The organism is Streptomyces sp. NBC_00887, from assembly GCF_045207585.1.
On sequence record NZ_CP108788.1, the window covers coordinates 6,522,392 to 6,548,078 of the forward strand.

Here is a 25,687-nt window from a genome sequence, read left to right on the forward strand (position 1 = left end):
ACCGGTCCCGTACCGGTCCCATGAGCTGAGTCCCGGCGCCCACCCCCCCCGGCGCCGGGGCTCATTCATTTCTGATCCGCCCCGGGCCCGGCCGCCGACGACGCGCGGGTCAGGCGGGCGCCCAGATCGCTCAGGTAGGTCACCAGCGACGACGGCCCGTGCGCGGTGAACTCGCAGTCCACCAGGGCCAGCCGCAGCGCCACCCACTCCAGCGAGTCCGAGGAGACCGAGCGCAGTCGGCAACTGCGCTCACCGGTCGGCTCCGGAACGCCGAGCGAAGCGGGCAGCCGCGCCGTCACGAAGTCCACCGGGGCCAGGAACGTCACGTCGATGCGCAGATCCGGCTGCATCCGGGACATCGACCGGGCGAAGAACTCCGCGGCGTCCCCGCTCTCGGTGGGCAGCTCGCGCGGGGTGAAACGGGCCCCCGTGGCGAACGGGTCGCTCACCCGGTCCACCCGGAAGGTGCGCCAGTCCTCACGGTCCAGGTCGTAGGCGACGAGGTACCAGCGGCTGCCCGTGCTGACCAGCCGGTACGGTTCGACCTGCCGTTTCGACGCGGTGCCGTCCCCGGACCGGTAGGCGAAACGCAGCTGCTCCCGCCCGGTGACCGTCGAAGCGATCACGGTCAGCGTCTGCGGGTCGATGGTGGATCCGTCGCCGCGGGTGAGGGGCACGGTGGCCTTCTGCAGGGACGAGACCCGGTGGCGCAGCCGTGAGGGAAGGACCTGCTCCAGCTTGGCCAGCGCCCGTACGGATGCCTCGTCGACGCCCTCGATGGCATGCCCTGCCCCGGCCCTCAGCCCCACCGCGATGGCCACCGCCTCCTCGTCGTCCAGCAGGAGCGGGGGCATGGCAGTGCCCGCGACCAGGCGGTAACCGCCGACCGAGCCGCGCGACGCCTCGACCGGATAGCCGAGGTCGCGGAGCCGGTCGATGTCGCGGCGGATGGTGCGCGGGCTGACATCGAGACGCTCGGCGAGCTCGCTTCCCGGCCACTCGCGCGGTGTCTGGAGAAGCGACAACAGATTCAGCAGTCGTGCCGGGGTATCCGTCATGCGTCCAGGATGCCGGTCCAACAGGACACGACCTGACCTAATGGGTCAGTAGTTTCTTCCTATGACTTCTTCCGAATCCCTGCCGTCCGCGGCGGCCGGCCACGCAGCACCCACGGAGCCGGTGGCGCCGGCGGACCGGCGCCGCTGGCTCGCACTCGCCATCGTCATGACCGCCGCCTTCATGGACCTGGTCGATGTCACGATTGTCAACATCGCCATCCCGAGCATCACGCGGGACACCGGCGCCTCGTTCTCCTCGATCCAGTGGATCACCGCCGGATACGCCCTGGCCTTCGCGGCCGGCCTGATCACCGGCGGCCGGCTCGGCGACATCTACGGCCGCAAGCGGCTCTTCCTCATCGGCATCGGCGGCTTCACGATCGCCTCGGCCCTCTGCGGCTTCGCGGCGAACCCGGAGATGCTGGTCGCCTCCCGCATCCTGCAGGGCGGAATGGCCGCACTGATGGTGCCGCAGGTGCTGTCGATCGTGCACGCCACCTTCCCGGCACACGAGCGCGGCAAGGTCTTCGGCCTCTTCGGTGCGATCGTCGGGCTCGGCGCGGTCTCAGGGCCTCTGCTGGGCGCGCTGCTCACCGAGTGGAACCTCTTCGGTCTGCAGTGGCGGCCGATCTTCCTGATCAACCTTCCGGTCGGTATCGCAGGGCTGATCCTGGGGCGCAGGTTCATCAGTGAGTCCAAGGCACCGAAGGCACTCCGTCTCGACCTGGTCGGTGTGGTCCTGGTGACGCTGGGCCTGCTCATGCTGCTCTACCCGCTGACCCGCGGTCGCGACCTGGACTGGCCGGTGTGGGGCCACGTTTCGATGGCCGCCAGCCTCCTGGTGTTCGCGGGGCTCGTCGCGTACGAACGCCAGAAGGCGCGCAAGGACGGCTCGCCGCTCATCGAACTGTCGTTGTTCCAGGTCAAGAGCTTCGCCGCGGGTGTCGCCGTGCAGCTGACATTCGGTATCGCCCTCGGCATCTTCTTCCTGGTCTGGACGCTCTACATGCAGATGGGCCTCGGCTGGAGTGCGCTGCGGGCCGGTGCGACCGGAATCCCGTTCTCGATCGCCGTCTCCGTGGCCGCCGGTATCTCCGTACAGAAGCTGGTGCCCCGCTTCGGCCGCAAGGTTCTCCAGGCGGGCGCGCTGCTGATGATCGCCGGGCTGCTGCTCTACATCGGGGAGGCGGCGCGGTACGGCATGGGCATCACAGCCTGGCAGATGGCCGCGCCCCTGGTGATCATGGGTGTGGGCATGGGGCTGATCGTTGCCCCGCTGACGGACGCGGTGCTCTCCGGGGTGCCGAAGGAGCACTCCGGATCGGCTTCCGGACTCATCAACACGGTGCAGCAGATGGGCACGGCCCTGGGGCTCGGCCTCGTCTCGGTCGTCTTCTTCGGATCGATCAGTGACCGGCTGGCCCCGGAAGCGGTGGGCCCGGCGTTCGTGGACGCGTTCCAGGACTCGCTGTGGTGGGTGGCCGGAGTGCTCGCGGTGATCTTCGTGGTGATGTTCGCCCTGCCTGCCACGCCGCAGGTGCACCTGGAGGGCGGCGGTGAGCCGGAGGCCCCGGCACCGGACGGCGGCATCTTCAAGGAGCCCGCGCTGGCGAGCTGATCCCGTCGATCCACTGACGTCCACGGCGGCCCGTACCTCCCGGCCGGGAGGTACGGGCCGCCGTGCGTGGTGCATCCGTGCCACTCGGCCGACTGCGCACGGGCGACGGTCAGCAGATTCGGGTGCGGCTCTCCATGGCCCGGCGGGCGGATTCCTCGTCCCCGTAGACCTCGCACATGTGGCGGCCGTCCGGCGTGGCCGTGTGCTCGACCTCCCACAGGCTCGTCTCGCTGCCGTCCAGGAGCAGGAAGGCGTGCTCGTAGAGCGTGAAACCGGCGTCCCGACCCTCGACGCGGCACTGGCGTCCGAAGATCTGGGTGATGTGGTGGGCGAAGGCGGCCCGGAGCAGTCCGGCCGTCTCGGCGCCCGGGTGGTCGCTGTTCTCAGCGCGGCGCAGGACGCGGCGGGCATGGTCCGCCGAATTGTCCGGAGCGTACATACGGGGCAGTGGGACCGGGGGCGCCGCCATCAGCAGCGTCGGGACCTCCAGGTCGGACTGGAGGCCCTCGTCACCGAAGGCCGATGTGTCCCAGAAGCCTCCGGCCAGCCGTGCGGCGGCGATCCGGGCATCGCCCTCGTCGTCGTACAGCTCGTGTCTGCGGGGGGAAGCGGGGTCCCGGCCGCTGCCGTGCACCAGCTCCCACAGAGTCAGTGCGGTGCCGTCGGAGAGAAGGTAGGTGTGTCTGTGGGTCTCGCGGTGGAGGGCCGCACTGTGGTGGGACGAGTGCAGCGCGCTGCTGTGCGCGAGCGCCGTCCCGAGCCGGTCGATGGTGCTGTCGGACAGGTCGAAGGAGTTGAGGGCGCATCGCAGGAGTCGCTCGAGGTGCTGCTCGGTTGTCTCGTACGGATCGCTCAAGGTGCAGTCTCCAGGCCGTCGCCGCGCGTTACTTGATGCGTGCATAACGTAGTCCCTGGGTCTGACATCGTGACCGGGGTTCGCGAAAAACGTACGGCGCACGCAGAAAGTTCCCGGCCTTCTCAGGCGGTGCCGTAGAGGTCGCTGTACGAGGGGAACGCGCCCCCCGGGCCGTCGACGCCCCGGGCCGCCCGTACGGCCTTCACAATGGCGCGGGCCAGCACGTCAGCACCCGCTGCCAGGATGTCGTTCAGCTCCGCCACGGGCTCAGGGGGCAGGGGAAGCCGTTCCGTCGACAGGGCGAAAACGGTGTCCCCGTCGCTGAGCAGATGGACCGGCCGCACGGCGCGTGCCATGCCGTCGTGCGCCGTCCCCGCGAGCTTCTGCGCCTGGGCGCGGGTGAGGGCGGCGTCGGTGGCGACGACGGCGATCGTGGTGTTGAAGGGGCCTCCTCCCTTCGCCTCCCTGAGCTCCTCCAGGCGCAACCGGGCGGCCTCGTGAACTCCGGGCGCAGGGTGCGCCGGGGGCTCGCCCGCGCCGTACTCCCCGTACAGCACCCCGGTCCGCGGATCGACCACGGAGCCGGCCGCGTTCACCACGACCAGGGCGGCGACCGTGGCCCCCGAGGCCAGCCGCACGCTCGCCGTGCCGACACCCCCCTTGAGCTGTCCGGCCACCGCGCCCGTGCCCGCACCCACCGTGCCCTCGGGGACCGCCGCCCCCGGTTCCGATGCCGCGGCCGCCTCCACCGCGGCGTGGCCGGTCGCTGCGTCGGGCCGGGCCCGCCAGTCGCCGCCCCGGCCCAGGTCGAACAGGCAGGCGGCGGGCACGACCGGGACCACGTGGGCGGGGTCGGGGCCGACCCGGACGCCGCGCCCACGCTCCTCCAGCCAGGCCATCACCCCGGACGCGGCGTCCAGCCCGTACGCGCTGCCGCCGGTGAGGACCACCGCGTCGATCCGCTGCACCAGATTGCGGGGGTCGAGGGCGTCGGTCTCCCTGGTGCCCGGGCCGCCGCCGCGTACGTCGACGGCGGCAACGGCGCCACCCGCGGGAGCCAGGACGACGGTGGTCCCGCTCAGTGCGCCCTCGCCGGGAACCCGGGCATGGCCGACACGGATCCCGTCCACGTCCGTCAGCGCGTCCAGCGGTCCCAACGGGCTCGGTTCCTCGGCCATTCCGGGCTCCTCGTGCTGTGCGGCGGTGCCGTGTCCCGGCGAACGTACCGGTGATTGCGGGGGAGGGGGAAGGTGCGGCCGCAGCCGGTCCGCAGGCCGGGGCCGCACGGGCGACTCGCTCACCCTACGGATGCTCATAACAGGACCAAACGTGCCATCCAGCCCTACGGTGGCCGGGTGACCGAGCCACCAGAAGAGCCCCCGGCATCAGAGCAGTCCGACCCCGGTGCCCGCACAGGCTCTCCCGGCGGGACGGACGGCCGGAACCCGGGACCCGCCTCCGCCCTCGCCGCGAAGGCCGCGGGCATCGTCCCGCGGTCCGTCAACGCCCGGGCCGCACTGGCGGGTGTCGTCGTCTCCGTCATGCTGATCCTCGCGATCGTGCTCGGCAGCCGCCTGCTCCACAACTTCGACTCGGCTCTCCTCCCGTACGCCGTGGCCACCGTCTTCCTCGCCTTCGGCGTCGCCTACCGCTACACGGTCTGGATCTCCGCCCCCGGCGCACGCCGGCTCCTCACCCGCGGCTGGGGCAGCCTGTTCTCGGCCGAGAACTTCCGCAGGGCCCCCACCGCCCTGCCGAAGATGATCGCGACCTACCTGGGCTTCCAGAAGTTCCTCGGCGCCCGGTCGCACGCACGGTGGGCCGCCCACCAGCTGATCTTCTGGGGCTGCATCCTCGCCTCGCTGATCACCTTTCCGCTGACCTGGGGCTGGTTCACCTTCACCTCGGGCAGCGGCTCGGGCCCCGGCTACGAGATGCGTATCTGGGGCTTCAAGATCCTCGGCTTCGACTCGCTGAACATCCTCGGCTGGCTGATGTTCCACGGCCTCGACATCGCCGCCGTCATGGTCATCCCCGGGGCGGCCTACTTCCTCTGGCGCCGGATGAAGGACCGTGGCGCCATCACCGGTCAGCGCTTCGCGTACGACATGGTGCCGCTGCTCGCCCTGATCGTCATCTCCGTGACGGGCCTGCTGCTCACCTTCTCCTCGCTCTTCCTGCACGGCGGCGGCTACCAGTTCCTGGCGATCCTGCACATGGTGTCGGTGGTCTTCACCCTCATCTACATCCCGTTCGGGAAGTTCTTCCACATCGTGCAGCGCCCGGCGGCGGTCGGGATGCAGCTGTTCAAGTACACCGGCCGCCAGGACGACCAGGTCTTCGCCTGCCGCCGCTGCGAGGAACCCATCGACACCGGGCCGTACGTCGAGAACCTGCGCGGGACCATGCGCGACCTCGACCTCGGCTTCGACGCATGGGCCGAGTACTGCCCGCGCTGCAAGAGGGTGCTGCGGGGCAGCGCCTACCTCTCCCAGGTGAAGAAGGGCTTCAAGTGACCGCGGATCCACGCGCAGCCGACCGCCGCACGGCCGTGCCCCTCGACCCCTCCCTCGCACCGCCCGGCACCCGCGGCTTCCGGGACGCGGGAGGCATTCCGGCCGACCAGTGGCGCGCCGACCAGGACGGCGAGACTCTCGTCCCCACCCACTGCTGCTTCTGCGGTGTCCAGTGCGGGATGTATCTGCGTGTCGACCGCGGCGGCAAGGTGTTCGGAGTCGAGCCCCGCAACCACGACATCAACCGGATGCGGCTCTGCCCCAAGGGCATCAACGCGTACCAGCAGGTCAACCACCCCGACCGGCTCACCGCCCCGCTCATGCGCCGCTCGCGCGACGAGGACTTCCGCGAGGTCTCCTGGGACGAGGCGCTCGACTTCACCGTCTCCGAGATCAAGCGCATCCAGCAGGCCCACGGGAATGACGCCTTCGGGCTTCTCGGCGGCGCCAGCCTCTTCTCCGAGAAGACCTATCTCGTCGGCAAGTTCGCCCGGGTCGCACTCAGGACCCGGCACGTCGACTACAACGGCCGGCTCTGCATGGTCAGCGCCGCCGGCGCCAACAAGCTCGCCTTCGGCATCGACCGGGCCGGCAACCCCTTCTCCGACATCCTGCTGACGGACTGCCTCCTGATTGCCGGGTCCAACGTCGGCGAGTGCTTCCCCGTGCTGACCCAGTACGTCTGGGGAGCACGGGACCGCGGCGCCACCCTCATCGTGATCGACCCGCGCGAGACGGCGATCGCCCGCACCGCCGACATCCACGTCGCGCTCAAACCCGGCACCGACTCCGCCTTCTTCAACTCCGTGCTCAGCGTGATCATCGACGAGGGCCTCACCGACGAGACCTACCTCGCGGCCCACGCCACCGGCTGGGACGAGGTCCGGGCCAAGGCCGCCGAGTACCCGCCGTCCCGCGCCGCCGACATCTGCGGCGTCCCCGCGGAGCAGATCGTCCAGGTCGCCCGTGCCTTCGCGAGGGCACCCAAGGCCATGGCCTGGCACGCCCGGGGCATCGAGCACCACACGCAGGGCGTCGAGAACTGCCTCACCGTGATCAACCTCTGCACCGCCACCGGCCACATCGGCAAACCCGGCGCCGGCTACGGCACTCTCACCGGGCAGGGCAACGGGCAGGGCGGCCGCGAGCACGGCCAGAAGTCCGATCTTCTGCCCGGAGGGCGTTCGATCCTCAACGAGGAACACCGGCGCCAGATCTGCGAGATCTGGGGCATCGAGGAATCCGAACTCCCGGCCGCGGGGACTTCGATGATGGAAATGGTCTGGCAGATGCAGCGCCGCGAGATCCGCGGACTCATCGGCATCTGCAACAACCCCTTCGTCTCCCTCCCCAACTACCGCGTGGTCAAGGAGGGCTACGACGCCACGGAATTCCACGCCCAGTTCGACTTCTTCCTCTCCGAGACCGCGGCCAACGCACATGTCGTCTTCCCCGTCACGACCTGGGCCGAGGACGACGGCGTCATGGCCAACGCCGAAGCCCGTGTGGTCAAGCACAACAAGGCGCAGGACCCGCCCCCCGGTGTACGGACGGACACCTGGGTGATGTGCGAACTCGCCCGGCGCCTGGGGGCCGGCGACAAGTTCACGTTCGCCGACTCCCGGGCGGTCTTCGACGAACTGCGTATCGCGTCCGCCGGGACCGTCATCGACTACTACGGCATCACCTACGAACGCCTGGAGGAGACCGGCGGCATCGCCTGGCCGTGCCCCTCGACCGACCATCCGGGCACCCCGCGCCTCTTCGAGGACGGCAAGACCTACCACCCCGACGGCAGGATCCATATGCAGGTCGTCGAATGGCACCCGCCGATGGACCCGTACGACGACGAGCACCCCATGTCCCTCACCACCGGACGCACTGTCGCCCACTTCCTCTCCGGCAACCAGACACGCCGGCTGGGCGCCCTCGTCGAGCAGACCCCACGGCCCTGGGCGGAGGTCCACCCCTCCCACGGCTTCCGCAACGGCGAACCCGTCCGTGTCGTCACCCGGCGTGGCAGCGAAGTCTTCCCCGCGCTGGTCACCGAGGCGATCCGCCCCGACACCGTCTTCATCCCGTACCACTGGCCGGTTCCCACCTCGGCGAACGCGCTCACCATCGATGCCCTCGACCCCCGTTCCAAGATCCCCGAGTACAAGGTGTGCGCCTGCCGGATCGAGCACGCCGAAAAGATCGACGAGGTGCCCTCGCCCCCCGTCGCGCCCGGCCATGTCGCCTACCCCGAGACCCAGGTGTCCCGGACCGACCCGCTGCCGCCCACTTCTCCTCAGGGCCGTGGCACCTCGGACAGGAGCTGAAGCCGCATGATGGGCAGAACGATCTTCATCGACCCGGGGCGCTGCATCGGCTGCCAGGCGTGTGTATCCGCCTGCCGGGAGTGCGACTCGCACCGCGGCAAGTCGATGATTCACCTCGACTACACCGACGAGGGCAGCTCGGTCGCCTCCCTTCCCACGGTCTGCATGCACTGCGAGGACCCCGTGGCCCCCTGTGCGGAGGTCTGCCCCGCCGACGCGATCCTGGTCACCGCCGACGGTGTGGTGCAACAGGCCGACACCACCCGCTGCATCGGCTGCGCGAACTGCGTCAACGCCTGCCCCTTCGGCGTCCCGAAGATCGACCTCCAGGCGAAGCTGCAGATGAAGTGCAACCTCTGCTACGACCGCACCGCCTACGGACTCGCCCCCATGTGCGCCACCGTCTGCCCGACCGGAGCGCTCTTCTACGGAACCCTCGAGGAGCTCCAGGCCGAGCGGCCCGGCGTCCAGGTCGCCGACACCTTCGTCTTCGGCGAGAGCGAGGTCCGCACCGGTGTGGCCATGGTCGTCCCCGCGGACCGGGTCCAGTGGCCCGTGCCCGGTGGACTTCCCGTCGTCGAGATCAACGGTAAGGACGTCCGCCGATGAGCGTCACCGAACAGCAGCCCGGCAGCGACCGGAACTCCGGCGGTGACCCCCGTGCGGCACTCCACGACCGGATCGCCGCCGACTCGCTCACCACCCGGCGCGACTACCTCAGGATCGTGACCACCGTGTCCGGAGGCCTCGCGCTCGGCGGACTGGGGGTGTCGGGCGGGATCCTCCACCGTCACGGGGACGAGGAGGACGGCAAAACCCCCGAGCCGAAGCAGATCGCCACGCAGCTGCTGCCCGGCCAGTCCCTCACCTTCCGCTACCCCGGGGAGGAGGACCGGGCAGTCGCCGTACGGATGGACGACGGCACCCTCGTCGGCTACTCCGCGATCTGCACCCACCTCGCCTGCGCCGTCCTCTGGCGCAACGACCGGGGCACGGAGGGGGAGCTCTACTGCCCCTGCCACGAAGGCGTCTTCGATGTCCGGACCGGCGAGGTCACCGCGGGGCCGCCGCCCCGCGGACTGCCCAAGGTGGTGCTCACCGAGCAGAACGACGGCAGCATCTGGGCCGTGGGCACCACCCGTTCCGGGGAGAGCGTCGAGCAGGGGCTGTGCCGTCAGTTCGGCGAGGACCGCCCGGACCTGGCGGCCCGGATCGGCTGCCCCGGTGTCAGCGACGGCGTGGAAGCACCACCCCCGGCGGCCCCGCCAGGTGCAGGTGTGCCGGGCGCCGAGCCGTCAGGCAGCGCCACCGGCGGGACCGGAGCCACGGGCGGGCGGTCATGACGAACCCCCGACAGCCCTCGGAGCGCCCGGAACCGGGTGCCGACCAGGAGACCTCCGGGCACCGGTACCCCGAGTACCGGCCGGGCAGTGCCAGCCCCGAACTGAACCGACCCGTACGCGAGCGCTACCCCCAGATCCGCGCCACCAGCGGTTACGGCGACCCGCGGGTGGCGCACACCGGCCCCGGCCCCGGAGCAGGCAGCGACCAGGAACCCGAACGCTCCTCGAAGCTGACGACCCGGCTGGCTCTGGCCATGACCGTGGTCGTCGGGCAGCTCTGGGGCCTGACGGTGCTGATCGACGAATGGATGGAGGGCAACACGGGAACGGCCTGGTGGGGCGCCGGTTTCCTCAGCCTGTCGTTCCTCGTCGTCCTCGGCCTGTGGCTGCTCGATCCGAAGGACCGATGAGACTCGAACGGGAGACCAGGTAGGGCTGGACCCGAAGGACCCGAAGGACCGATGAGACTCGGACCGATGGACAGGTGAGGCCGGACATGAACGACCGGTGAGCGTCGCCGTACCCTTGACGTATGAGTACCGCCCCCGCCTCCGGACCGCGAGAGTCGAAGCCGTCGCAGGAGCCCAGGCCCAAGCCGCCTCTGATCTTCGACGATCCCCTGGACACGCAGTCCGCGGACGATACGGACCAGGGGTGGGGCGAGCGGGCTCCTGCCGGTGGCAGCGCCGCCGATCTGGCCCGCTTCCTGGACGAGAAGCCGCCCCACCACGTGTGATCCAGTACGTGGGACCCGTTGGCTACGGCTGGTCGCGCCGGGATACCAGAGCGTCGCGGATTTCCTTCAGCACCTCCAGTTCGCTCACCTCCATCGTTTCCTGAACGCCTTCCTTGGCTGCCTGTGCGGCTGCCCGCCTGGCGAGGTACTTCGCCATCGGCATCACCATCAGGAAGTAGACGACGGCGCCGGTGATCAAGAAGCTGAGTGCGGCGCTCAGCACCGAGCCCCACAGGATCTCGATCCCGTCCATCCTGCCGGTGTCCGGATCCACGACACAGGGCCCTCGGAGACAGGAGCTGTACTTCTCCAGGTCCTGGGTGCCGAAGGCTCCCACCAGCGGATTGATGATCCCCTTGACGACCGCGTTCACGACGTTGCTGAACGCGGCACCGATGACGACGGCGACCGCGAGGTCGATCACATTGCCGCGCATCAGGAAGGCTTTGAACCCGTCCAGCAGACTGACCTTCTTCTCGCTCACGGATGAACCCTCCTTCGTGTGTGCCGCATGGGAAGCGAACTGCCCCGCCCCATAAGGCGCCGCAAGGCGACACTGTCCAATCGGACATTTCCGTCGACAGAGTTGTCGGAAGATCAGTTCCGGTCGGCATGGGACACCACCACCGCGAGACGACCCGTAACGCCGGCACCCACCAGGGCCGCTGCGGTGTCCCCTTCCACGGACAGGACCACCAGGGCGCCACCTCCCGCAGGTGTCGCGCCGTCGCCGTCCGTCCCCGGGTATCCGTGCCCGACGTCATCCGTGGCGCGCGGCACGTCCTCCACCTGTACGTCCTTCGCCACCACCCGGGCAACGGGATCCCCGTCCTGTGCGGCGATCACATCGACGCGGTCGCCCGCACGCAGCAGCCGCACCGTCGCGGCATCCGCGATCCGTACCGCCGCGGACACCCGTCGCACCGGACGCCGCTCCGGAGCCGGAGGCGCACCGCCCGAGACAGCGGTCGCGCCTGCGGTACCCCCCGCCCCCGGCCCACCGGTCGCCGAAGCGCCGAGGCCCGAAGCGGCGAGCGCGGCAGAGGCCAGGGCGAGTCCCGCCGCCATCGCGCGGCGCTGCCCGCGTATCACCCGGCGCAGCCGTCCGGCACGGCTGCCGCGCACGCGCAGGGGGTCGAACGGCGGCACCCCGCGGGGTGCGGGAGGAGCCGGACGGGTATCGGGAACGGACGGGAGCATGGCCAACACCACCTGCCGTGAAGGAAATACAAAACGTGAGGGGAGTCCGGCGGGCGCAGCCGCCGGACTCCCCTCACGATCCACCCTTCGCGGAAATTTCGCCGGGGCCTGTGGACAGCCCTCACGTTGTGGATAAGCCGGGCACCCGTACGAGCTAATCCTGCTCGGTCGGGCACGCGTAAAGGCTGTGGCGGCCCGCTCGGGCACGCAGCTGACTGGGGCGGCTCGGTTCGGGCACCGCCGGCGAGCTAAGGCAATGCGATTCCGGTGTCGAGTCCGTCCAGCGCGCGCAGGCACGCGCAGTCGCGTTCCGTGTTCGCAGGCAGCGCGGCCACCGCGTCGAACAGCACCGACCGCAGCCGGTCGACGTTGGCGGAGAACACCTTGAGCACCTCCCCGTGACTGACGCCCTCGCCCGCCTCGGCCCCCGCGTCGAGGTCCGTCACCAGCGTCAGCGTCGTGTAGCAGAGCCCCAGTTCACGGGCGAGCACCGCCTCCGGATGCCCGGTCATTCCGACCACCGACCAGCCCATCGCCGCATGCCAGCGTGATTCCGCCCGGGTCGAGAAGCGAGGTCCCTCCACCACGACCAGGGTGCCGCCGTCCACCGGCTCCCAGTCGCGTCCCCGTGCGGCCGCGAGTGCTGCCTGGCGTCCGTGGGGGCAGTACGGGTCGGCGAAGCCGAGATGCACCACGTTCGGCTGGGCTCCGTCCGCGCGGGTCTCGCCGTCGTAGTACGTCTGCGTGCGGGCCTTCGTACGGTCCACCAGCTGGTCCGGTACGAGCAGGGTCCCCGGCCCGTACTCCGGGCGCAGCCCGCCGACGGCGCACGGGCCGAGCACCTGGCGTACGCCGACGGAGCGCAGCGCCCAGAGATTGGCGCGGTAGTTGATGCGGTGCGGCGGGAGGTGGTGGACGCGCCCGTGACGCGGGAGGAAAGCCACCCGGCGGCCCGCGATCTCGCCCAGGAAGAGGGAGTCGCTCGGAGCCCCGTACGGGGTGTCCACCCGGACCTCGGTCACGTCCTCGAGGAAGGAGTAGAAGCCCGATCCGCCGATGACCCCGATATCCGCTGTACCCGTTTCTGCGTTCACCATGCGGTCACACTAACCGGGCGGACACGACCGGGACCCCGCCGAGTCGATCGACGGGGTCCCGGTGAAGCGTGTGGTGTACGTGTGCGGCCTCAGGCAGCCGATGTGCCGCTCGACGACGAGGCCGACGAGGACGACGAGGAACTTGACGCGGCGGGCTTCGAGTCCGAACCCGACGACCCGGACGCGGACGTCGACGTGGCGGACGCGGAACCGGATGCCTTCGCGGGCGACGTCGCCGGCGTGCTGCTCGACGAGGAGCCGCGGCTGTCGTTCCGGTAGAAACCGGATCCCTTGAAGACGATGCCGACCGCCGAGAACACCTTCTTCAGGCGTCCCTCGCAGTTCGGGCACACGGTCAGGGCATCATCGGTGAACTTCTGCACCGCCTCGAGGCCCTCGCCGCACTCGGTGCACTGGTACTGATAGGTCGGCACTTGCTCCTCCTGGCACTCTCACTCAGTGAGTGCTAACGACGTTCCATACTGACGTATTCCGAGCGATCAGTCCACCGTGACCGGCTCGCGGTGACCGATCCCACGTGCCACCGTCCGCCCCCGGTACCTCGGTGCCAGCCGTGAGCGCAGGGCCAGCAGGGTTGCCAGCGCCAGCGCCGTTCCCAGTAGCGGCACCACGAATCCGGTGCTCGCACCGTGCGAGTCCGCAAGCTGTCCGGCCACGGTGACAGCGGCCGCTTGGCCGAGCGCCACAGCGCCCGTCAACCAGGTGAAGGCCTCAGTCCTGGCCGATGCCGGCACCAGCGCCTCGACCAGCGTGTACCCGCTGATCAGCGCCGGAGCGATGCACAGACCCACCAGCAGCCCGAGACCGGCCAGCAGCGGCACGGAGTGCACCGCCCAGAGCCCGGAAGCGGTCAGGGTCAGGGCCACGTAGCCGACGATCAGCCGGCGACGCGGACTGCTCTTCCAGGCGATGGCCCCGCAGGCGATCCCGGCCAGCATGTTGCCGGCCGCGAAGACCCCGTACAGCAGCCCGTTCACTTCCGGCCTGCCGATCTCCTCGGAGAACGCCGTCAGCGAGACCTGCATTCCGCCGAAGACGGCGCCGATCCCCAGGAAGGTGATGGCAAGTACCCGGACCCCCGGTACGGACAGTGCGGAGCGGTGCGGCTCGGCGGCGGTCGCGGCGCTGCGGGGGGCGGGCTGGGTGGAGCGCTGGGCGGCGAAGAGAACTCCGCCGACCAGCGTCAGCGCGGCCTCGGCGATCAGCCCGGCCGCCGGGTGCACGCCGGTGCACAGCGCCGTCGCGAGGACGGGGCCGACGACGAAGGTGAACTCGTCCGTCACGGACTCGAAGGCCGCGGCGGTCGACATCAGCGGGGAGGCGGGCCGCCCCGGGGCGGCCCCGAGCCGGGCCGCCCAGCGGGCCCGGACCATCGGCCCGATCTGCGGGATGGAGGCTCCGGCGGGTACGGCCGCCAGGAACAGCGCCCACAGGGGTGCGTGCGCCAGGGCGAGCACGGTGAGGACGCCCACGGACAGTGAGTGCACCAGAACGCCGGGCAGGAGCACGGCGCGCTGGCCGAAGCGGTCGGCGAGCCTGCCGCCCTGCGGTGCGAACAGTGCCATCGAGACACCGGAGACGGCGGCGACAGCGCCCGCGCTGCCGTACGAACCGGTGGTGTGCTGAACCAGCAGCACGATGCCGATGGTCAGCATCGCGAAGGGCTGCCGGGCCGCGAAGCCCGGGAGGAGGAAGGTCCACGCACCGGGGGTGCGCAGCAACTGCCCGTAACCGGGGCGGTCGGAGACCGTGGATGCCACGGTCCTTGCCTTTCTGCCGCCTGGTAGCCGTGCTCCCGGGTGCCGCGTCACCCGGGGTGCGCGGCTCGTGCGGGAGCTGCCGAGAGCTGTCCTCTTCGCGCGGAACTGCGGTAGATGCCGGGCGCTCGCTCCAGAGATGAGATGGAAGCGAAAAGGGCGCCACGACCGCCATACGGGTCGCGCCAGCTCTGCATCAGGCAGAGGTGGTCGATCAAGACTGGTCGATCAATGTGGTCGATCTAGATTAAATCAGGTGGATCTTCGGTAGCAATCCTTCATCCTACAGGCTGCGCGTCGTATGTGCCTGTGATTGCACACGAGGCACGCGTCACCACCTCCGATCAGTGGTGCGTTCGCGTGTCCTCGTGCTTGCCGCCCTTGCCCAGCCTCTTCGCGAGCTTCATCACGTGGGGCATCTCCATTCCCAGGGACCCGTTGTCCCGGGGGCCTGTCGTGCCGAGCCAGCCGGCCAGCTTGCCGCCCTCGCCGACCGCCCGCAGCCGTGCTTCCGCCGCGTCCCGTACCGGGTCGGTCGCCACCACCAGCAGCTCGTCCCCGCGCCGCAGCACGGTGGACGGCGCGGGCACGAAGCTCTTCCCGTCCCGCACGACGAGGGTGACGGCGGCTCCGGCGGGCAGTCGCAGCTCGCCGACCTCGACCCCGTGCATCTTCGACCTCCCCGGGATCGCGACGGACAGCAGGTGCCCCCGCAACCGCTCCAGGGGTGCCGACTCGATGCCCAGGTCGGCGGCCTCGGACGGGTCCTCGCCGATCTTCAGGGCTCTCGCGAGCCAGGGCAGGGTCGGGCCCTGGATGAGGGTGTAGACGACGACGAGGACGAAGACGATGTTGAAGATCTTCGTGCTGCCCTCGATCTCGGACACCATGGGAATGGTCGCCAAAATGATGGGCACCGCGCCGCGCAGCCCGGCCCAGGACATCAGGGCCTTCTCGCGCCCCGGCAGCCGGAACGGCGCCAGGCTGATGAAGACGGACAAGGGCCTCGCGATGACGGTGAGCACCAGTCCCACGACCACGGCGGGCCAGAAGTCGTCGCCCAGGTCGTGCGGGGTGACGAGCAGGCCGAGCAGGACGAACATGCCGATCTGCGCCAGCCAGCCGAGCCCGTCGGCGAAGCCCCGGGTGGCCGGCCAGTGCGGCAGCTTGGAGTTGCCGAGGACCATCGCGGCGAGGTAGACGGCCAGGAATCCGCTTCCGTGAGCCATCGCGCCGGCGGCGTACGCGGACACCGCGATGGCCATCACGGCGATGGGGTAGAGGCCGGACGCGGGCAGCGCGACGTGACGCAGCCCGAAGGAGCCGAGCCAGCCCACCGCGAGCCCGATGACCGCACCGATGGTCAGCTCCAGGGCTATTTCGCCCACCAGCACGTACCAGTGCTCCACGGGGCCGACCGTGGAGAACGCCACCACCAGGATGACCACCGGGGCGTCGTTGAAGCCCGACTCGGCCTCCAGTACGCCCGTTATCCGGGACGGGAGCGGGACCTTGCGCAACACGGAGAAGACGGCCGCCGCGTCTGTGGAGGAGACGACCGCGCCGATGATCAGTGCCTGTCGCCAGTCCAGGCCGACGAGATAGTGCGCCGCGCTCGCGGTGACGCCCACGCTGATGCCCACCCCGACGGTCGACAGCATGGCCGCTGCCGGCAACGCGGGTTTGACTTCTTTCCACTTCGTGCCCAGTCCGCCTTCGGCCAGGATGACGACCAGCGCGGCATAGCCGATCACCTGGGTCAGCTCGGCGTTGTCGAACTTGACGTCGAAGATGCCGTCCTGACCCATGGCGATCCCGATGCCGAGGTACAGGAGCAGGCTGGGGAACCCGCTGCGGGACGAAATGCGTACGGCCGCGACAGCGACCAGCAGGACGAGCGAGCAGACGAGCAGAAGTTCGTTGAGATCGTGGACAGTCAGGGTCCGTTCCTTCCCCGCGTACGCCTTCCGGATCGACCTCCGGGGGCCAGTACTTCGTTACCTTACCTAATCTTTAACGTTTTCTTGACGCCTTCGAGTGTTCGTGCGAGCGGTGCGCAAATGGATGCATCCCCATACCGCGTCCGAGTGGCTTCGGCGGGGCGCCTATGGTTGCTCCTGCACTCCCAGGACCACCCTGCCCCTCGAAGGACAGCGATGCCCGCCAACACAACCGCCCCTTCCGGTTCTTCCGATGCGAAGAAGCCCGGCAGGAAGAAGGGGCGACGCGCCCGCCTGTTCGTGATCGTCCTGGTGCTGGCGCTTGTCGCGGGTGTCGGGTATGGCGCGTTCTGGTCCGTTTCCACGGTTCGGGCCTCGTACCCGCAGACGACCGGTTCGATCGAGCTCAAGGGTCTTACCGGCAACGTCGACGTCAAACGCGACAGTTACGGGATCCCGCAGATCTACGCGGACTCCGACAGCGACCTCTTCCGCGCCCAGGGCTTCGTCCACGCGCAGGACCGCTTCTGGGAGATGGACGTCCGCCGTCACATGACGTCCGGGCGGCTCTCCGAGATGTTCGGCTCCGGCCAGGTCGAGACCGACTCCTTCCTGCGCACGCTGGGCTGGCGCAAGGTCGCCCAGGAGGAGTGGGACACGAAACTGGACGAGGACACCAAGAAGAACCTCCAGGCGTACGCGGAGGGGGTGAACGAGTACCTGGACGGCAAGGACGGCAGGGACATCTCCGTCGAGTACGCCGCCCTCGGACTGACCAACGACTACAAGCCCACCGAGTGGACCCCCGTCGACTCGGTCGCCTGGCTGAAGGCGATGGCCTGGGACCTGCGCGGCAACATGCAGGACGAGATCGACCGCTCGCTGATGACCAGCAGGCTCAGCGCCAAGCAGATCGAAGAGCTCTACCCGGCCTACCCGTACGAGAAGAACAAGCCGATCGTCCAGCAGGGTGCCGTCTCCCCGGTCACCGGCACGTTCGAACCGAAGGCCGAGCCCTCGGACAACATCGGTTCGAGCACCCCCGAGGGCGCTGCGCAGGGCCTCAACACCCAGCTCTCCGCGCTCTCCGAGACCCTCGACGAGATCCCGGCGCTGCTCGGCCCCAACGGCAGCGGCATCGGCTCGAACTCCTGGGTCGTCTCGGGCAAGTACACGACGACCGACAAGCCGCTGCTGGCCAACGATCCGCACCTGGCGCCGCAACTTCCCTCGCTCTGGTACCAGATGGGGCTGCACTGCCGGGTGCCTTCGGAGACCTGCCGGTACGACACCGCCGGTTACACGTTCTCCGGGATGCCCGGTGTGATCATCGGCCACAACGCGGACATCGCCTGGGGCTTCACCAACCTCGGCGCGGACGTCACCGACCTCTTCCTGGAAAAGGTCTCGGGCGAGGGCTACCAGTACGACGGCAGCATCAAGCCCTTCGTCACCCGTGAGGAGACCATCAAGGTCGCCGGCGGCCGCAGCCGGCACATCACCGTGCGCGAGACGAACAACGGCCCGGTGGTCTCCGACCGCAGCAGCGAGCTGGAGAAGGTCGGCAAGAAGGCGCCCGTCACCAACTCCGCCCCGGACCGCGGCGACGGCTACGCGGTCGCGCTGAAGTGGACCGCGCTGGATCCCGGAAAGTCGATGGACGCGGTCTTCGAGCTCAACCGGGCCAAGGACTTCAAGACCTTCCAGGCGGCCGCCGAGCACTTCGAGGTGCCCTCGCAGAACCTCATCTACGCCGACGAAAAGGGCAACATCGGCTACCAGGCTCCCGGCAGGATCCCCGTTCGCAAGACCGGTCAGGGCATGGTGCCGAGCCCCGGTTGGACTTCGGAGTACGGCTGGGAGAAGGAGCCGGTCCCCTTCGACGAACTGCCGTACGAGTACAACCCGGAGCGCGGCTACATCGTCACCGCCAACCAGGCCGTCATCGACAAGAAGTACCCCCATCTGCTCACCAATGACTGGGGCTACGGCGCCCGTAGTCAGCGGATCAACGACCTCATCGCGTCGAAGATCAAGGGCGGTGGGAAGATCTCGACCGACGACATGCAGAACATGCAGATGGACAACCAGAGCGTGATCGCCGCGAGGCTGGTGCCCGACCTGCTGAAGATCAACATCTCCGACAAGAACGTCCGCGAGGCGCAGAAGCTCCTGGAGAACTGGGACTTCCTCCAGGAGCCCGACTCGGCGGCGGCCGCCTACTTCAACAGCGTCTGGCGCAACATCCTGAAGTTGGCCTTCGGCAACAAGCTCCCCAAGGAGCTCCGCGCCGAGGGTGACTGCCTGAGCGTGCCGCCCGCCTCCGGCACGGGCCCGGTGGACGAGCAGGTCAAGCTTGTACGGGAATGCGGTCAGCGCGCCCCGGACGCCGCCCAGCCGGACGGCGGCGACCGCTGGTACGAGGTGGTCGAGTCCATCCTCGAGGACAAGGACAACGAGTGGTGGAAGGCTCCGGCCAGGGGCCGCGAAGAGGCGATCGACGACCGTGACGAGCTCTTCGCCCGCGCCATGGAAGACGCCCGCTGGGAGCTGACGGCCGAGCTCGGCAAGGACATCACCACCTGGAGCTGGGGCCGGCTGCACCAGCTGACCCTGCGCAACCAGACGCTCGGCACCGAGGGCCCCGGCCTTCTGCAGCGGGCCCTCAACCGAGGTCCCTGGCACCTCGGCGGCGGCGAAGCGGCGGTCGACGCCACCGGCTGGAACGCGGCGGGCGGCTACGACGTCATCTGGGTCCCGTCGATGCGGATGGTCGTCAACGTGGGGGACTGGGACAAGTCCCGCTGGATCAACCTGACCGGGGCCTCCGGGCACGCGTTCAGCGCTCACTACACCGATCAGACCGACAAGTGGGTCGAAGGAGAGCTGCTCGACTGGTCCTTCACCAGCAGGGCGGTCGGGCAGTCCACGGTCGACACCCTGACGCTCAAGAAACCCTAGGCGGCACCCGGGGGTTCCTGGACCACGCCCAGGAACCCCCGGCGACGCCACGGAACACCTAGATGGTGAAGCGCCGCGCTCCGGCCGGTGTGACCACGGCATCCACGGGGTGGTCGTGCGGTTCCTCCGGAACCTGCGCGACCACCTCGCCGTCGTACAGAAGGACGACGAGGGCGGGGTGGGCTCCGGCCGCCGACAACCGGGCCAGTACCCGGTCGTAGCTGCCGCCGCCCCTGCCCAGCCGCATCCCGCGCCGGTCCACCGCGAGCCCGGGCAGCAGGACCACGTCGGCGTCGAGGACCGCGGCCGGCCCCAGGCGCGGGCCGTCCGGCTCCAGCAGCCCCCGGCCCGCGGGCAGGAGGTGTTCGGCGCCCTCGTACGCCGCCCAGTCCAGGTCGTTGTCGGCCATGAGCACCGGCAGCAGCACCCGTACGCTCCGCTCCCGCAGGGCGTCCAGGAGCGGGCGGGTCCCGGGCTCACGCCCCACGGACACATAGGCGGCGACGGTCCGGGCCCCGTCGAGCTCCGGAAGAACGAGTGCGGCCGAGGAGAGAACCGCGGCAGCGTTTTCGACGTCCTGAGAGGTCAGGAGCCTTCGCGCGGCGAGCAGTTCGTGCCGCAGGGGCGCCTTTCCGGACATGTCATGGTTCAAAGGGTGCTCGCATAATTCTCGTATGGGGTCGTATGTGTACGAAGTTAACCGGACGCTCATCTTCCGCCCATACGTACCCGTTAGAGTCTGCACATGACTCAGTCGCGCCCCAGGATCAGCAAAGCCGTCATTCCGGCTGCAGGTCTCGGCACCCGGTTCCTGCCGGCCACCAAGGCCACTCCCAAAGAGATGCTGCCTGTCGTCGACAAGCCCGCCATCCAGTATGTCGTCGAAGAGGCGGTCGGAGCAGGCCTCTCCGACGTCCTGATGATCACCGGTCGGAACAAGCGTCCTCTGGAGGACCACTTCGACCGGAATTACGAGCTGGAGTCCGCGCTGACCCGCAAGGGAGACGCCGAACGGCTCTCCAAGGTCCAGGAGTCCAGTGACCTGGCCACCATGCACTACGTCCGTCAGGGCGACCCGCGCGGCCTCGGCCACGCGGTTCTGTGCGCCGCGCCGCACGTCGGTGACCAGCCCTTCGCGGTCCTCCTCGGTGACGACCTCATCGACCCGCGCGACCCGCTGCTTGCCCGGATGGTCGAGATCCAGGAGCGCGAGGGCGGCAGCGTCATCGCGCTGATGGAGGTCGACCCTTCGCAGATCCACATGTACGGCTGCGCGGCCACCGAGGCCACCGCCGACGGTGACGTCGTACGGATCACGGGGCTGGTCGAGAAGCCCGACCCGGCCGACGCACCCAGCAACCTCGCCATCATCGGCCGCTATGTCCTGGACCCCGCGATCTTCGGCATACTCCGGCACACCGAGCCCGGCCGCGGGGGCGAGATCCAGCTCACCGACGCACTGCAGCTGCTCGCCGAGGACGAGAAGGTCGGCGGGCCTGTGCACGGCGTCGTCTTCAAGGGCCGCCGCTACGACACCGGTGACCGCGGCGACTACCTGCGTGCCATTGTCAGACTCGCGTGCGAACGTGAAGACCTGGGCCCGGACTTCCGGACCTGGCTCCGCAGTTACGTCAACGAGGAGTTGTAGACAGCTTGAGCACCACGATCTGGTCGGTGGACGAGCACCTGGACGACATCCTCGCCGCGGTGCGGCCGTTGGAGCCCATCGAGCTCCAGCTGGCCGACGCGCAGGGCTGTGTCCTGGTCGAGGACGTCATGGTCGAGGTTGCTCTGCCGCCCTTCGACAACAGCTCGATGGACGGATACGCCGTCCGGGTCTCCGATGTCGAGGGTGCCAGCGAGGAGTTCCCCGCCGTCCTGACCGTCATCGGCGACGTCGCGGCGGGCGACGGCGGACTCGCCGACGGCCGGTCGGTCGCCCCCGGCGAGGCGGCCCGCATCATGACCGGCGCCCCCCTGCCCGCGGGCGCCGACGCGGTTGTCCCGGTCGAGTGGACCGACGGGGGCACGGGTGGCGGCCCGGCCGAGTCCATGCGCGCCCACAGCGACGCCCCGGAAGGGGCGAGCGGTGAGGTCCGTGTGCACCGCCCCGTCGAGGCCCGCGCCCACGTCCGGGCCCGGGGCAGCGACGTCCAGCCGGGAGATCTGGCACTGCGCGCGGGATCGGTCGTCGGACCGCCGCAGATCGGGCTGCTCGCCGCGATCGGCCGCTCGGCGGTGAAGGTGCGGCCGCGCCCACGCGTCGTCGTGCTCTCCACCGGCAGCGAGCTGGTGCAGCCCGGTGAGGAGCTGACCGGCGGCCGGATCTACGACTCCAACAGCTTCGCGCTGACAGCCGCAGCCCGGGATGCCGGGGCCATCGCCTACCGGGTGCCGGCAGTCGCCGACGACGCGGAGACGCTGCGCGCCACGATCGAGGACCAGCTGATCCGCGCGGACATCGTCGTCACGACCGGCGGCGTGAGCGTCGGCGCGTACGACGTGGTCAAGGAAGCCCTGTCCTCCGTGGGGGACGAGGACGACCCGGGCAGCGGCATCGACTTCCGGAAGCTGGCCATGCAGCCGGGCAAGCCGCAGGGATTCGGCTCGATCGGCCCCGACCACACCCCGCTGCTGGCGCTGCCCGGCAATCCCGTCTCCTCGTACGTCTCCTTCGAGTTGTTCGTACGGCCGGCGATCCGGACCCTGATGGGGCTGAAGGACGTCCGCCGTCCGACGGTCCGTGCCACGCTGAGCACGGACAAGGCGCTCGCCTCGCCGTCCGGCAAGCGGCAGTTCCTGCGGGGTACGTACGACTCCGAGGCGGGCACCGTCACCCCCGTCGGCGGTTCCGGATCGCATCTCATCGCCGCCCTCGCCCAGGCGGACGCGCTGATCGTGCTGCCCGAGGACGTCACCTCCGCGGAGCCCGGCGCGGAGACCGAGGTGATCCTCCTCCGCTGACTTCCGTGCGGTGGCGGTACGGTATCTGGCGCTGTGCCTTACCGGGGGAAGCCCCCCCGGACCCCCGGCCCGCCCGCACGTGCGTGCGGCCGAGCGGGCAACCGGCGCCCTACCGCTAGGCGGAGTGAGTTGAGTACGCAGAACAGGCTGACGCACATCGATGAGGCGGGCGCGGCCCGCATGGTCGATGTTTCGGAGAAGGACGTCACGGCGCGCGTCGCCCGGGCCAGTGGCCGGGTCCTCGTGTCGCCGCGTGTGATCGAGCTCCTCCGGGGCGAGGGCGTCCCCAAGGGCGACGCGCTCGCGACCGCGCGGATCGCCGGAATCATGGGGGCCAAGCGCACCCCGGACCTGATCCCGCTCTGTCATCCTCTCGCCGTCTCCGGCGTGAAGGTCGACCTGAGCGTCACGGACGACGCCGTGGAGATCCTCGCCACCGTGAAGACCACCGACCGCACGGGGGTCGAGATGGAGGCGCTGACGGCCGTCTCGGTCGCCGCGCTGACGGTGATCGACATGATCAAGGCGGTCGACAAGAGCGCGGTGATCACGGATGTCCGGGTGGAGGCGAAGTCGGGCGGCAAGTCCGGCGACTACCGCCGCCCCGCACCGGAGGGGGCGGACGCATGACCGTGCCCGACAACGATCCCTCGGCCACCGTTCCGCCCGCACCGGAGCCGGCCGGGCCGTCCCCGTCCGGCGCCGCGCTCACCGCCCCCTACGCCGCACTCGTCGTGACCGCGTCCAACCGCGCGTCGGCCGGGGTCTACGCGGACAAGGGTGGCCCGATCATCGTCGAGGCGCTCACGGGTCTCGGATTCGCCGTGGACGGCCCCCAGGTCGTCCCGGACGGCGACCCCGTCGAGGCGGCCCTGCGGGCCGGCGCGGCAGCCGGCTACGACGTGATCCTCACCACCGGCGGTACGGGCATCTCGCCCACCGACCGGACCCCCGAGGCCACCCGACGCGTCGTCGAACGCGAGATTCCGGGCATCGCCGAGGCGATCCGTGCCGAAGGCCGGGACATGGTGCCCACGGCAGCGCTCTCGCGGGGCCTCGCAGGCATCGCGGGCGGCACCCTCATCGTGAACCTGCCCGGTTCCACCGGCGGGGTGCGCGACGGCCTCGCCGTCCTGAGCAGGCTTCTGGTGCACGCCGTCGACCAGGTGCGCGGCGGCGATCACCCCCGACCGGGGAGCTCGAACTGAACGTCCCGACCTGGCCGGTGATCCTGACCGACGGCGAGATCACCCTCCGCCCGATAAAGCTGCGTGACCAGCGCGTGTGGCGTGAGGTCAACCGGCGCAACCGTGACTGGCTGCGTCCCTGGGAGGCGACCGTCCCGCCCCCCGCGCCCGGCGCCCCGGTTGCCCAGCGACCCACCTACCGTCAGATGATCCGTCATCTGCGCTCCGAGGCGAACGCGGGCCGGATGCTGCCCTTCGCCATCGAGTTCGAGGGGCGTCTCGTCGGGCAGCTGACGGTGGCCGGGATCACCTGGGGATCGATGTGCTCGGGCCATGTCGGCTACTGGGTGGACCGGGATGTGGCGGGCCGAGGCGTCATGCCGACCGCGGTGGCGCTCGCTGTCGACCACTGTTTCCGCAACGTCGGTCTGCACCGGGTCGAGGTGTGCATTCGGCCCGAGAACGGCCCCAGCCGGAGAGTCGTGGAAAAGCTCGGATTCCGTGAGGAAGGGCTGCGCCCCCGCTATCTCCACATCGACGGTGCGTGGCGGGACCATCTGATCTTTGCCCTCACCGCGGAAGAAGTCCCTGACGGGATGCTCCGGCGTTGGCGCAGAGTGCGGCCGACGGCGCCGCACACTCCCGGGGAAATGAAATAAGTGTTCGAAATTGATCGCTCTCTGAGCGCTAACGAACCCACTCGCGTCGACTGCTGATCTGAACAATCGCAAAAAAAGTCCGTGATATCAGCCGGATCGAGCGACACACCGGGCCAATTGGCGGATGCCGCCGTGCAAACCCCTCTACGGTGTGAGCGTGAGCAGCAGCGGCCTCATCTACGCAGTCATTGTCGGGGCCTGGGCCGCCTACTTGGTGCCGATGTGGCTCCGCAGGCAGGACGAGCTCAATGAGGCCCGTCCGACGGAACGCTTCAGCACCGCCATCCGGCTGCTGTCCGGACGGGCGGCGATGGAGCGCCGGTACGCCAAGGAGCTGCGGGAGCGCGATGCCGAGGAGGCGCCCGGCGACGTCGACCCGGATGCCGTCACGGACCGATTGGGTTCCGTGGACGTCCGGGCCTTTTCCGCGCCCCCGGCGCACACGGAAGCCCGGTTGCACGACCCGGTGCGCGAGCGTCCCGACCCCGAGCGCCGTGCGCAGGGGGCGCGGCCCGCGCCCGTGCAGCGCGCGCGTACGTCGAGTGCGGAAGCCGAGCGCGAGCGGCGTGCCCGGCGCTCGAAGGTGCTGGCGCGCCGTCGGCGTACGACCATCGTCCTGTTCCTGGCGTTCACGCTCGGCACGATCGTCGCGGCGGTCGGCGGACTCCGCTTCCTGTGGGCGCCCGCCGTCCCGGCCGTGCTGCTGAGCACGTACATCGTGCATCTGCGGGCCCAGGAGCGGCGACGGTTCGCCTTCACCATGGACCGTCGGCTGGCCGAGGTCGCCGCGCAACGGCTCCGGGAGAACCGTCCCCGCAGGCACCAGCCCGCGGCGACGGCTCCCGCCGAGCCCGACGAGGAGCCCGAAGGGCGCGACGCCCATCCGGTACCCGCCCCCACGGTCTCCCCGCAGGAGGCAGGACGCCGCGCCCTCGTCGAGCAGACGGACCACGCGGAGTGGGTGGACCAGCAGCGCGAACGAGGGCCGGCCCAGGGCGACAGCTGGGAGCCGGTCCCGGTCCCCCTCCCGACCTATGTCACCGCCCCGGTGGCCCCGCGCGCCTCGGGCGGCGTGGAGGTCGGCGACCCGGACACCTGGAGCGCCGCCCGCTCCAGCACGGCGGAGCCCACCCAGGCGGGAACGGCGCAGCCCGCCGAGCCCGCGGCGGACCCGGCGCCGCGCCGACGCGCCAACCAGCCCCGCCGCTCCCGCGACCGGGGCCGGACGCCTCTCTTCGACCAGTACGACGACGGGGACCGGCCCCGTGCGGCCAACGAGTGAGACCGGTGGCGACGCCGACTCGGCTGACCTGCGGCATATGGATTTCCGAGCACCCCGGTGGGGGTGCTAAAGTTTCACTCGTTGCAAGGGCCTGTGGCGCAGTCTGGTAGCGCACCTCGTTCGCATCGAGGGGGTCTGGGGTTCAAATCCCCACAGGTCCACCGCAGCTCA

24 protein-coding genes and 1 tRNA gene are annotated in these 25,687 nt (G+C 69.9%); 15 read left to right on the plus strand and 10 right to left on the minus strand.

Annotated features, from left to right (window positions below; translation table 11 throughout):
* Window positions 1–65: 65 nt before the first annotated feature.
* Window positions 66–1,058 (minus strand): helix-turn-helix transcriptional regulator, encoded by a 993-nt coding sequence (locus OG844_RS29880; protein WP_406394455.1) that lies wholly within the window; start codon window positions 1,056–1,058, stop codon window positions 66–68.
* 61 nt (window positions 1,059–1,119) lie between these two features.
* Between OG844_RS29880 and OG844_RS29885 the strand changes: the two genes are divergently transcribed.
* Window positions 1,120–2,676, plus strand: a complete 1,557-nt coding sequence (locus OG844_RS29885; RefSeq protein ID WP_406394457.1) for an MFS transporter — start codon at window positions 1,120–1,122, stop codon at window positions 2,674–2,676.
* Window positions 2,677–2,785: 109 nt separating this feature from the next.
* Here OG844_RS29885 and OG844_RS29890 read toward each other — a convergent pair whose 3' ends face one another.
* Both OG844_RS29890 and OG844_RS29895 read right to left on the minus strand, forming a co-directional pair.
* A complete protein-coding gene (locus OG844_RS29890) occupies window positions 2,786–3,532 on the minus strand; it encodes a DUF6227 family protein (RefSeq protein ID WP_406394459.1) in 747 nt (248 codons plus the stop codon).
* Between the two features lie 122 nt (window positions 3,533–3,654).
* A complete protein-coding gene (locus OG844_RS29895) occupies window positions 3,655–4,710 on the minus strand; it encodes a P1 family peptidase (protein ID WP_406394461.1) in 1,056 nt (351 codons plus the stop codon).
* A gap of 177 nt (window positions 4,711–4,887) precedes the next feature.
* On the opposite strand from OG844_RS29895, the gene OG844_RS29900 reads away from it, so the two are divergent.
* The 6 genes from OG844_RS29900 to OG844_RS29925 all read left to right on the plus strand — a co-directional run bounded on the left by OG844_RS29900 (window position 4,888) and on the right by OG844_RS29925 (window position 10,448).
* Window positions 4,888–6,048, plus strand: a complete 1,161-nt coding sequence (locus OG844_RS29900; protein ID WP_406394463.1) for an MFS transporter — start codon at window positions 4,888–4,890, stop codon at window positions 6,046–6,048.
* Window positions 6,045–8,369: a molybdopterin oxidoreductase family protein gene (locus tag OG844_RS29905; protein ID WP_406394464.1), complete on the plus strand. Its 2,325-nt coding sequence runs from the start codon at window positions 6,045–6,047 to the stop codon at window positions 8,367–8,369. Before OG844_RS29900 ends, OG844_RS29905 begins: the two co-directional genes overlap by 4 nt.
* Window positions 8,370–8,375: 6 nt before the next feature.
* Window positions 8,376–8,978, plus strand: coding sequence for a 4Fe-4S dicluster domain-containing protein (locus OG844_RS29910; RefSeq protein WP_329210093.1), 603 nt, complete (start codon window positions 8,376–8,378; stop codon window positions 8,976–8,978).
* Window positions 8,975–9,712, plus strand: a complete 738-nt coding sequence (locus OG844_RS29915; RefSeq protein ID WP_406394465.1) for a ubiquinol-cytochrome c reductase iron-sulfur subunit — start codon at window positions 8,975–8,977, stop codon at window positions 9,710–9,712. Before OG844_RS29910 ends, OG844_RS29915 begins: the two co-directional genes overlap by 4 nt.
* Complete coding sequence (locus OG844_RS29920; protein ID WP_406394466.1) at window positions 9,709–10,122, plus strand: hypothetical protein; 414 nt, start codon at window positions 9,709–9,711, stop codon at window positions 10,120–10,122. Before OG844_RS29915 ends, OG844_RS29920 begins: the two co-directional genes overlap by 4 nt.
* A 122-nt stretch (window positions 10,123–10,244) precedes the next feature.
* Window positions 10,245–10,448: a hypothetical protein gene (locus tag OG844_RS29925; RefSeq protein ID WP_351181067.1), complete on the plus strand. Its 204-nt coding sequence runs from the start codon at window positions 10,245–10,247 to the stop codon at window positions 10,446–10,448.
* A 22-nt stretch (window positions 10,449–10,470) separates the two neighbouring features.
* Here the strand turns inward: OG844_RS29925 and OG844_RS29930 are convergent, their stop codons facing one another.
* The 6 genes from OG844_RS29930 to OG844_RS29955 form a co-directional block, all read right to left on the minus strand.
* Window positions 10,471–10,932: an MscL family protein gene (locus tag OG844_RS29930; protein WP_406394467.1), complete on the minus strand. Its 462-nt coding sequence runs from the start codon at window positions 10,930–10,932 to the stop codon at window positions 10,471–10,473.
* A 113-nt stretch (window positions 10,933–11,045) separates the two neighbouring features.
* Window positions 11,046–11,648, minus strand: coding sequence for a hypothetical protein (locus tag OG844_RS29935; RefSeq protein WP_406394468.1), 603 nt, complete (start codon window positions 11,646–11,648; stop codon window positions 11,046–11,048).
* A gap of 248 nt (window positions 11,649–11,896) precedes the next feature.
* A complete protein-coding gene (locus tag OG844_RS29940; protein ID WP_406394469.1) occupies window positions 11,897–12,745 on the minus strand; it encodes an S-methyl-5'-thioadenosine phosphorylase in 849 nt (282 codons plus the stop codon).
* Window positions 12,746–12,834: 89 nt separating this feature from the next.
* Entirely contained in the window at window positions 12,835–13,179 is a 345-nt protein-coding gene (locus tag OG844_RS29945; protein WP_406394470.1) for an FmdB family zinc ribbon protein, read from the minus strand.
* A 66-nt stretch (window positions 13,180–13,245) separates the two neighbouring features.
* Window positions 13,246–14,526 carry an MFS transporter gene (locus OG844_RS29950; RefSeq protein ID WP_406394471.1) on the minus strand — a complete coding sequence of 427 codons (1,281 nt, stop codon included), beginning with the start codon at window positions 14,524–14,526 and terminating at the stop codon, window positions 13,246–13,248.
* Between the two features lie 341 nt (window positions 14,527–14,867).
* The gene (locus OG844_RS29955) at window positions 14,868–16,436 is read right to left on the minus strand and encodes a potassium/proton antiporter (protein WP_406396308.1); all 1,569 of its coding nucleotides are present in this window, start codon (window positions 16,434–16,436) and stop codon (window positions 14,868–14,870) included.
* Between the two features lie 243 nt (window positions 16,437–16,679).
* Here OG844_RS29955 and OG844_RS29960 point away from each other — a divergent pair, with 243 nt between their 5' ends.
* On the plus strand, window positions 16,680–19,424 hold the full coding sequence (locus OG844_RS29960) for a penicillin acylase family protein (RefSeq protein ID WP_406394472.1): 2,745 nt from the start codon (window positions 16,680–16,682) through the stop codon (window positions 19,422–19,424).
* 58 nt (window positions 19,425–19,482) lie between these two features.
* On the opposite strand, the gene OG844_RS29965 is transcribed toward OG844_RS29960, so the two are convergent.
* A complete protein-coding gene (locus OG844_RS29965; protein WP_406394473.1) occupies window positions 19,483–20,064 on the minus strand; it encodes a 5-formyltetrahydrofolate cyclo-ligase in 582 nt (193 codons plus the stop codon).
* A gap of 105 nt (window positions 20,065–20,169) precedes the next feature.
* Between OG844_RS29965 and galU the strand changes: the two genes are divergently transcribed.
* From galU to OG844_RS30000, 7 genes are all read left to right on the plus strand, one after another.
* Window positions 20,170–21,072: a UTP--glucose-1-phosphate uridylyltransferase GalU gene (gene galU, locus OG844_RS29970; RefSeq protein ID WP_406394474.1), complete on the plus strand. Its 903-nt coding sequence runs from the start codon at window positions 20,170–20,172 to the stop codon at window positions 21,070–21,072.
* A 5-nt stretch (window positions 21,073–21,077) separates the two neighbouring features.
* Entirely contained in the window at window positions 21,078–22,388 is a 1,311-nt protein-coding gene (gene glp, locus OG844_RS29975; RefSeq protein ID WP_406394476.1) for a gephyrin-like molybdotransferase Glp, read from the plus strand.
* Between the two features lie 129 nt (window positions 22,389–22,517).
* Entirely contained in the window at window positions 22,518–23,018 is a 501-nt protein-coding gene (moaC, locus tag OG844_RS29980; RefSeq protein WP_351175827.1) for a cyclic pyranopterin monophosphate synthase MoaC, read from the plus strand.
* Window positions 23,015–23,596 (plus strand): molybdenum cofactor biosynthesis protein B, encoded by a 582-nt coding sequence (locus OG844_RS29985; RefSeq protein ID WP_406394477.1) that lies wholly within the window; start codon window positions 23,015–23,017, stop codon window positions 23,594–23,596. Before moaC ends, OG844_RS29985 begins: the two co-directional genes overlap by 4 nt.
* Window positions 23,597–23,613: 17 nt before the next feature.
* On the plus strand, window positions 23,614–24,234 hold the full coding sequence (locus OG844_RS29990) for a GNAT family N-acetyltransferase (RefSeq protein WP_406394478.1): 621 nt from the start codon (window positions 23,614–23,616) through the stop codon (window positions 24,232–24,234).
* Between the two features lie 124 nt (window positions 24,235–24,358).
* Window positions 24,359–25,516 carry a gephyrin-like molybdotransferase receptor GlpR gene (gene glpR / locus OG844_RS29995; protein ID WP_406394479.1) on the plus strand — a complete coding sequence of 386 codons (1,158 nt, stop codon included), beginning with the start codon at window positions 24,359–24,361 and terminating at the stop codon, window positions 25,514–25,516.
* Between the two features lie 87 nt (window positions 25,517–25,603).
* Window positions 25,604–25,677 (plus strand) — tRNA-Ala (locus OG844_RS30000).
* Window positions 25,678–25,687 lie beyond the last annotated feature (10 nt).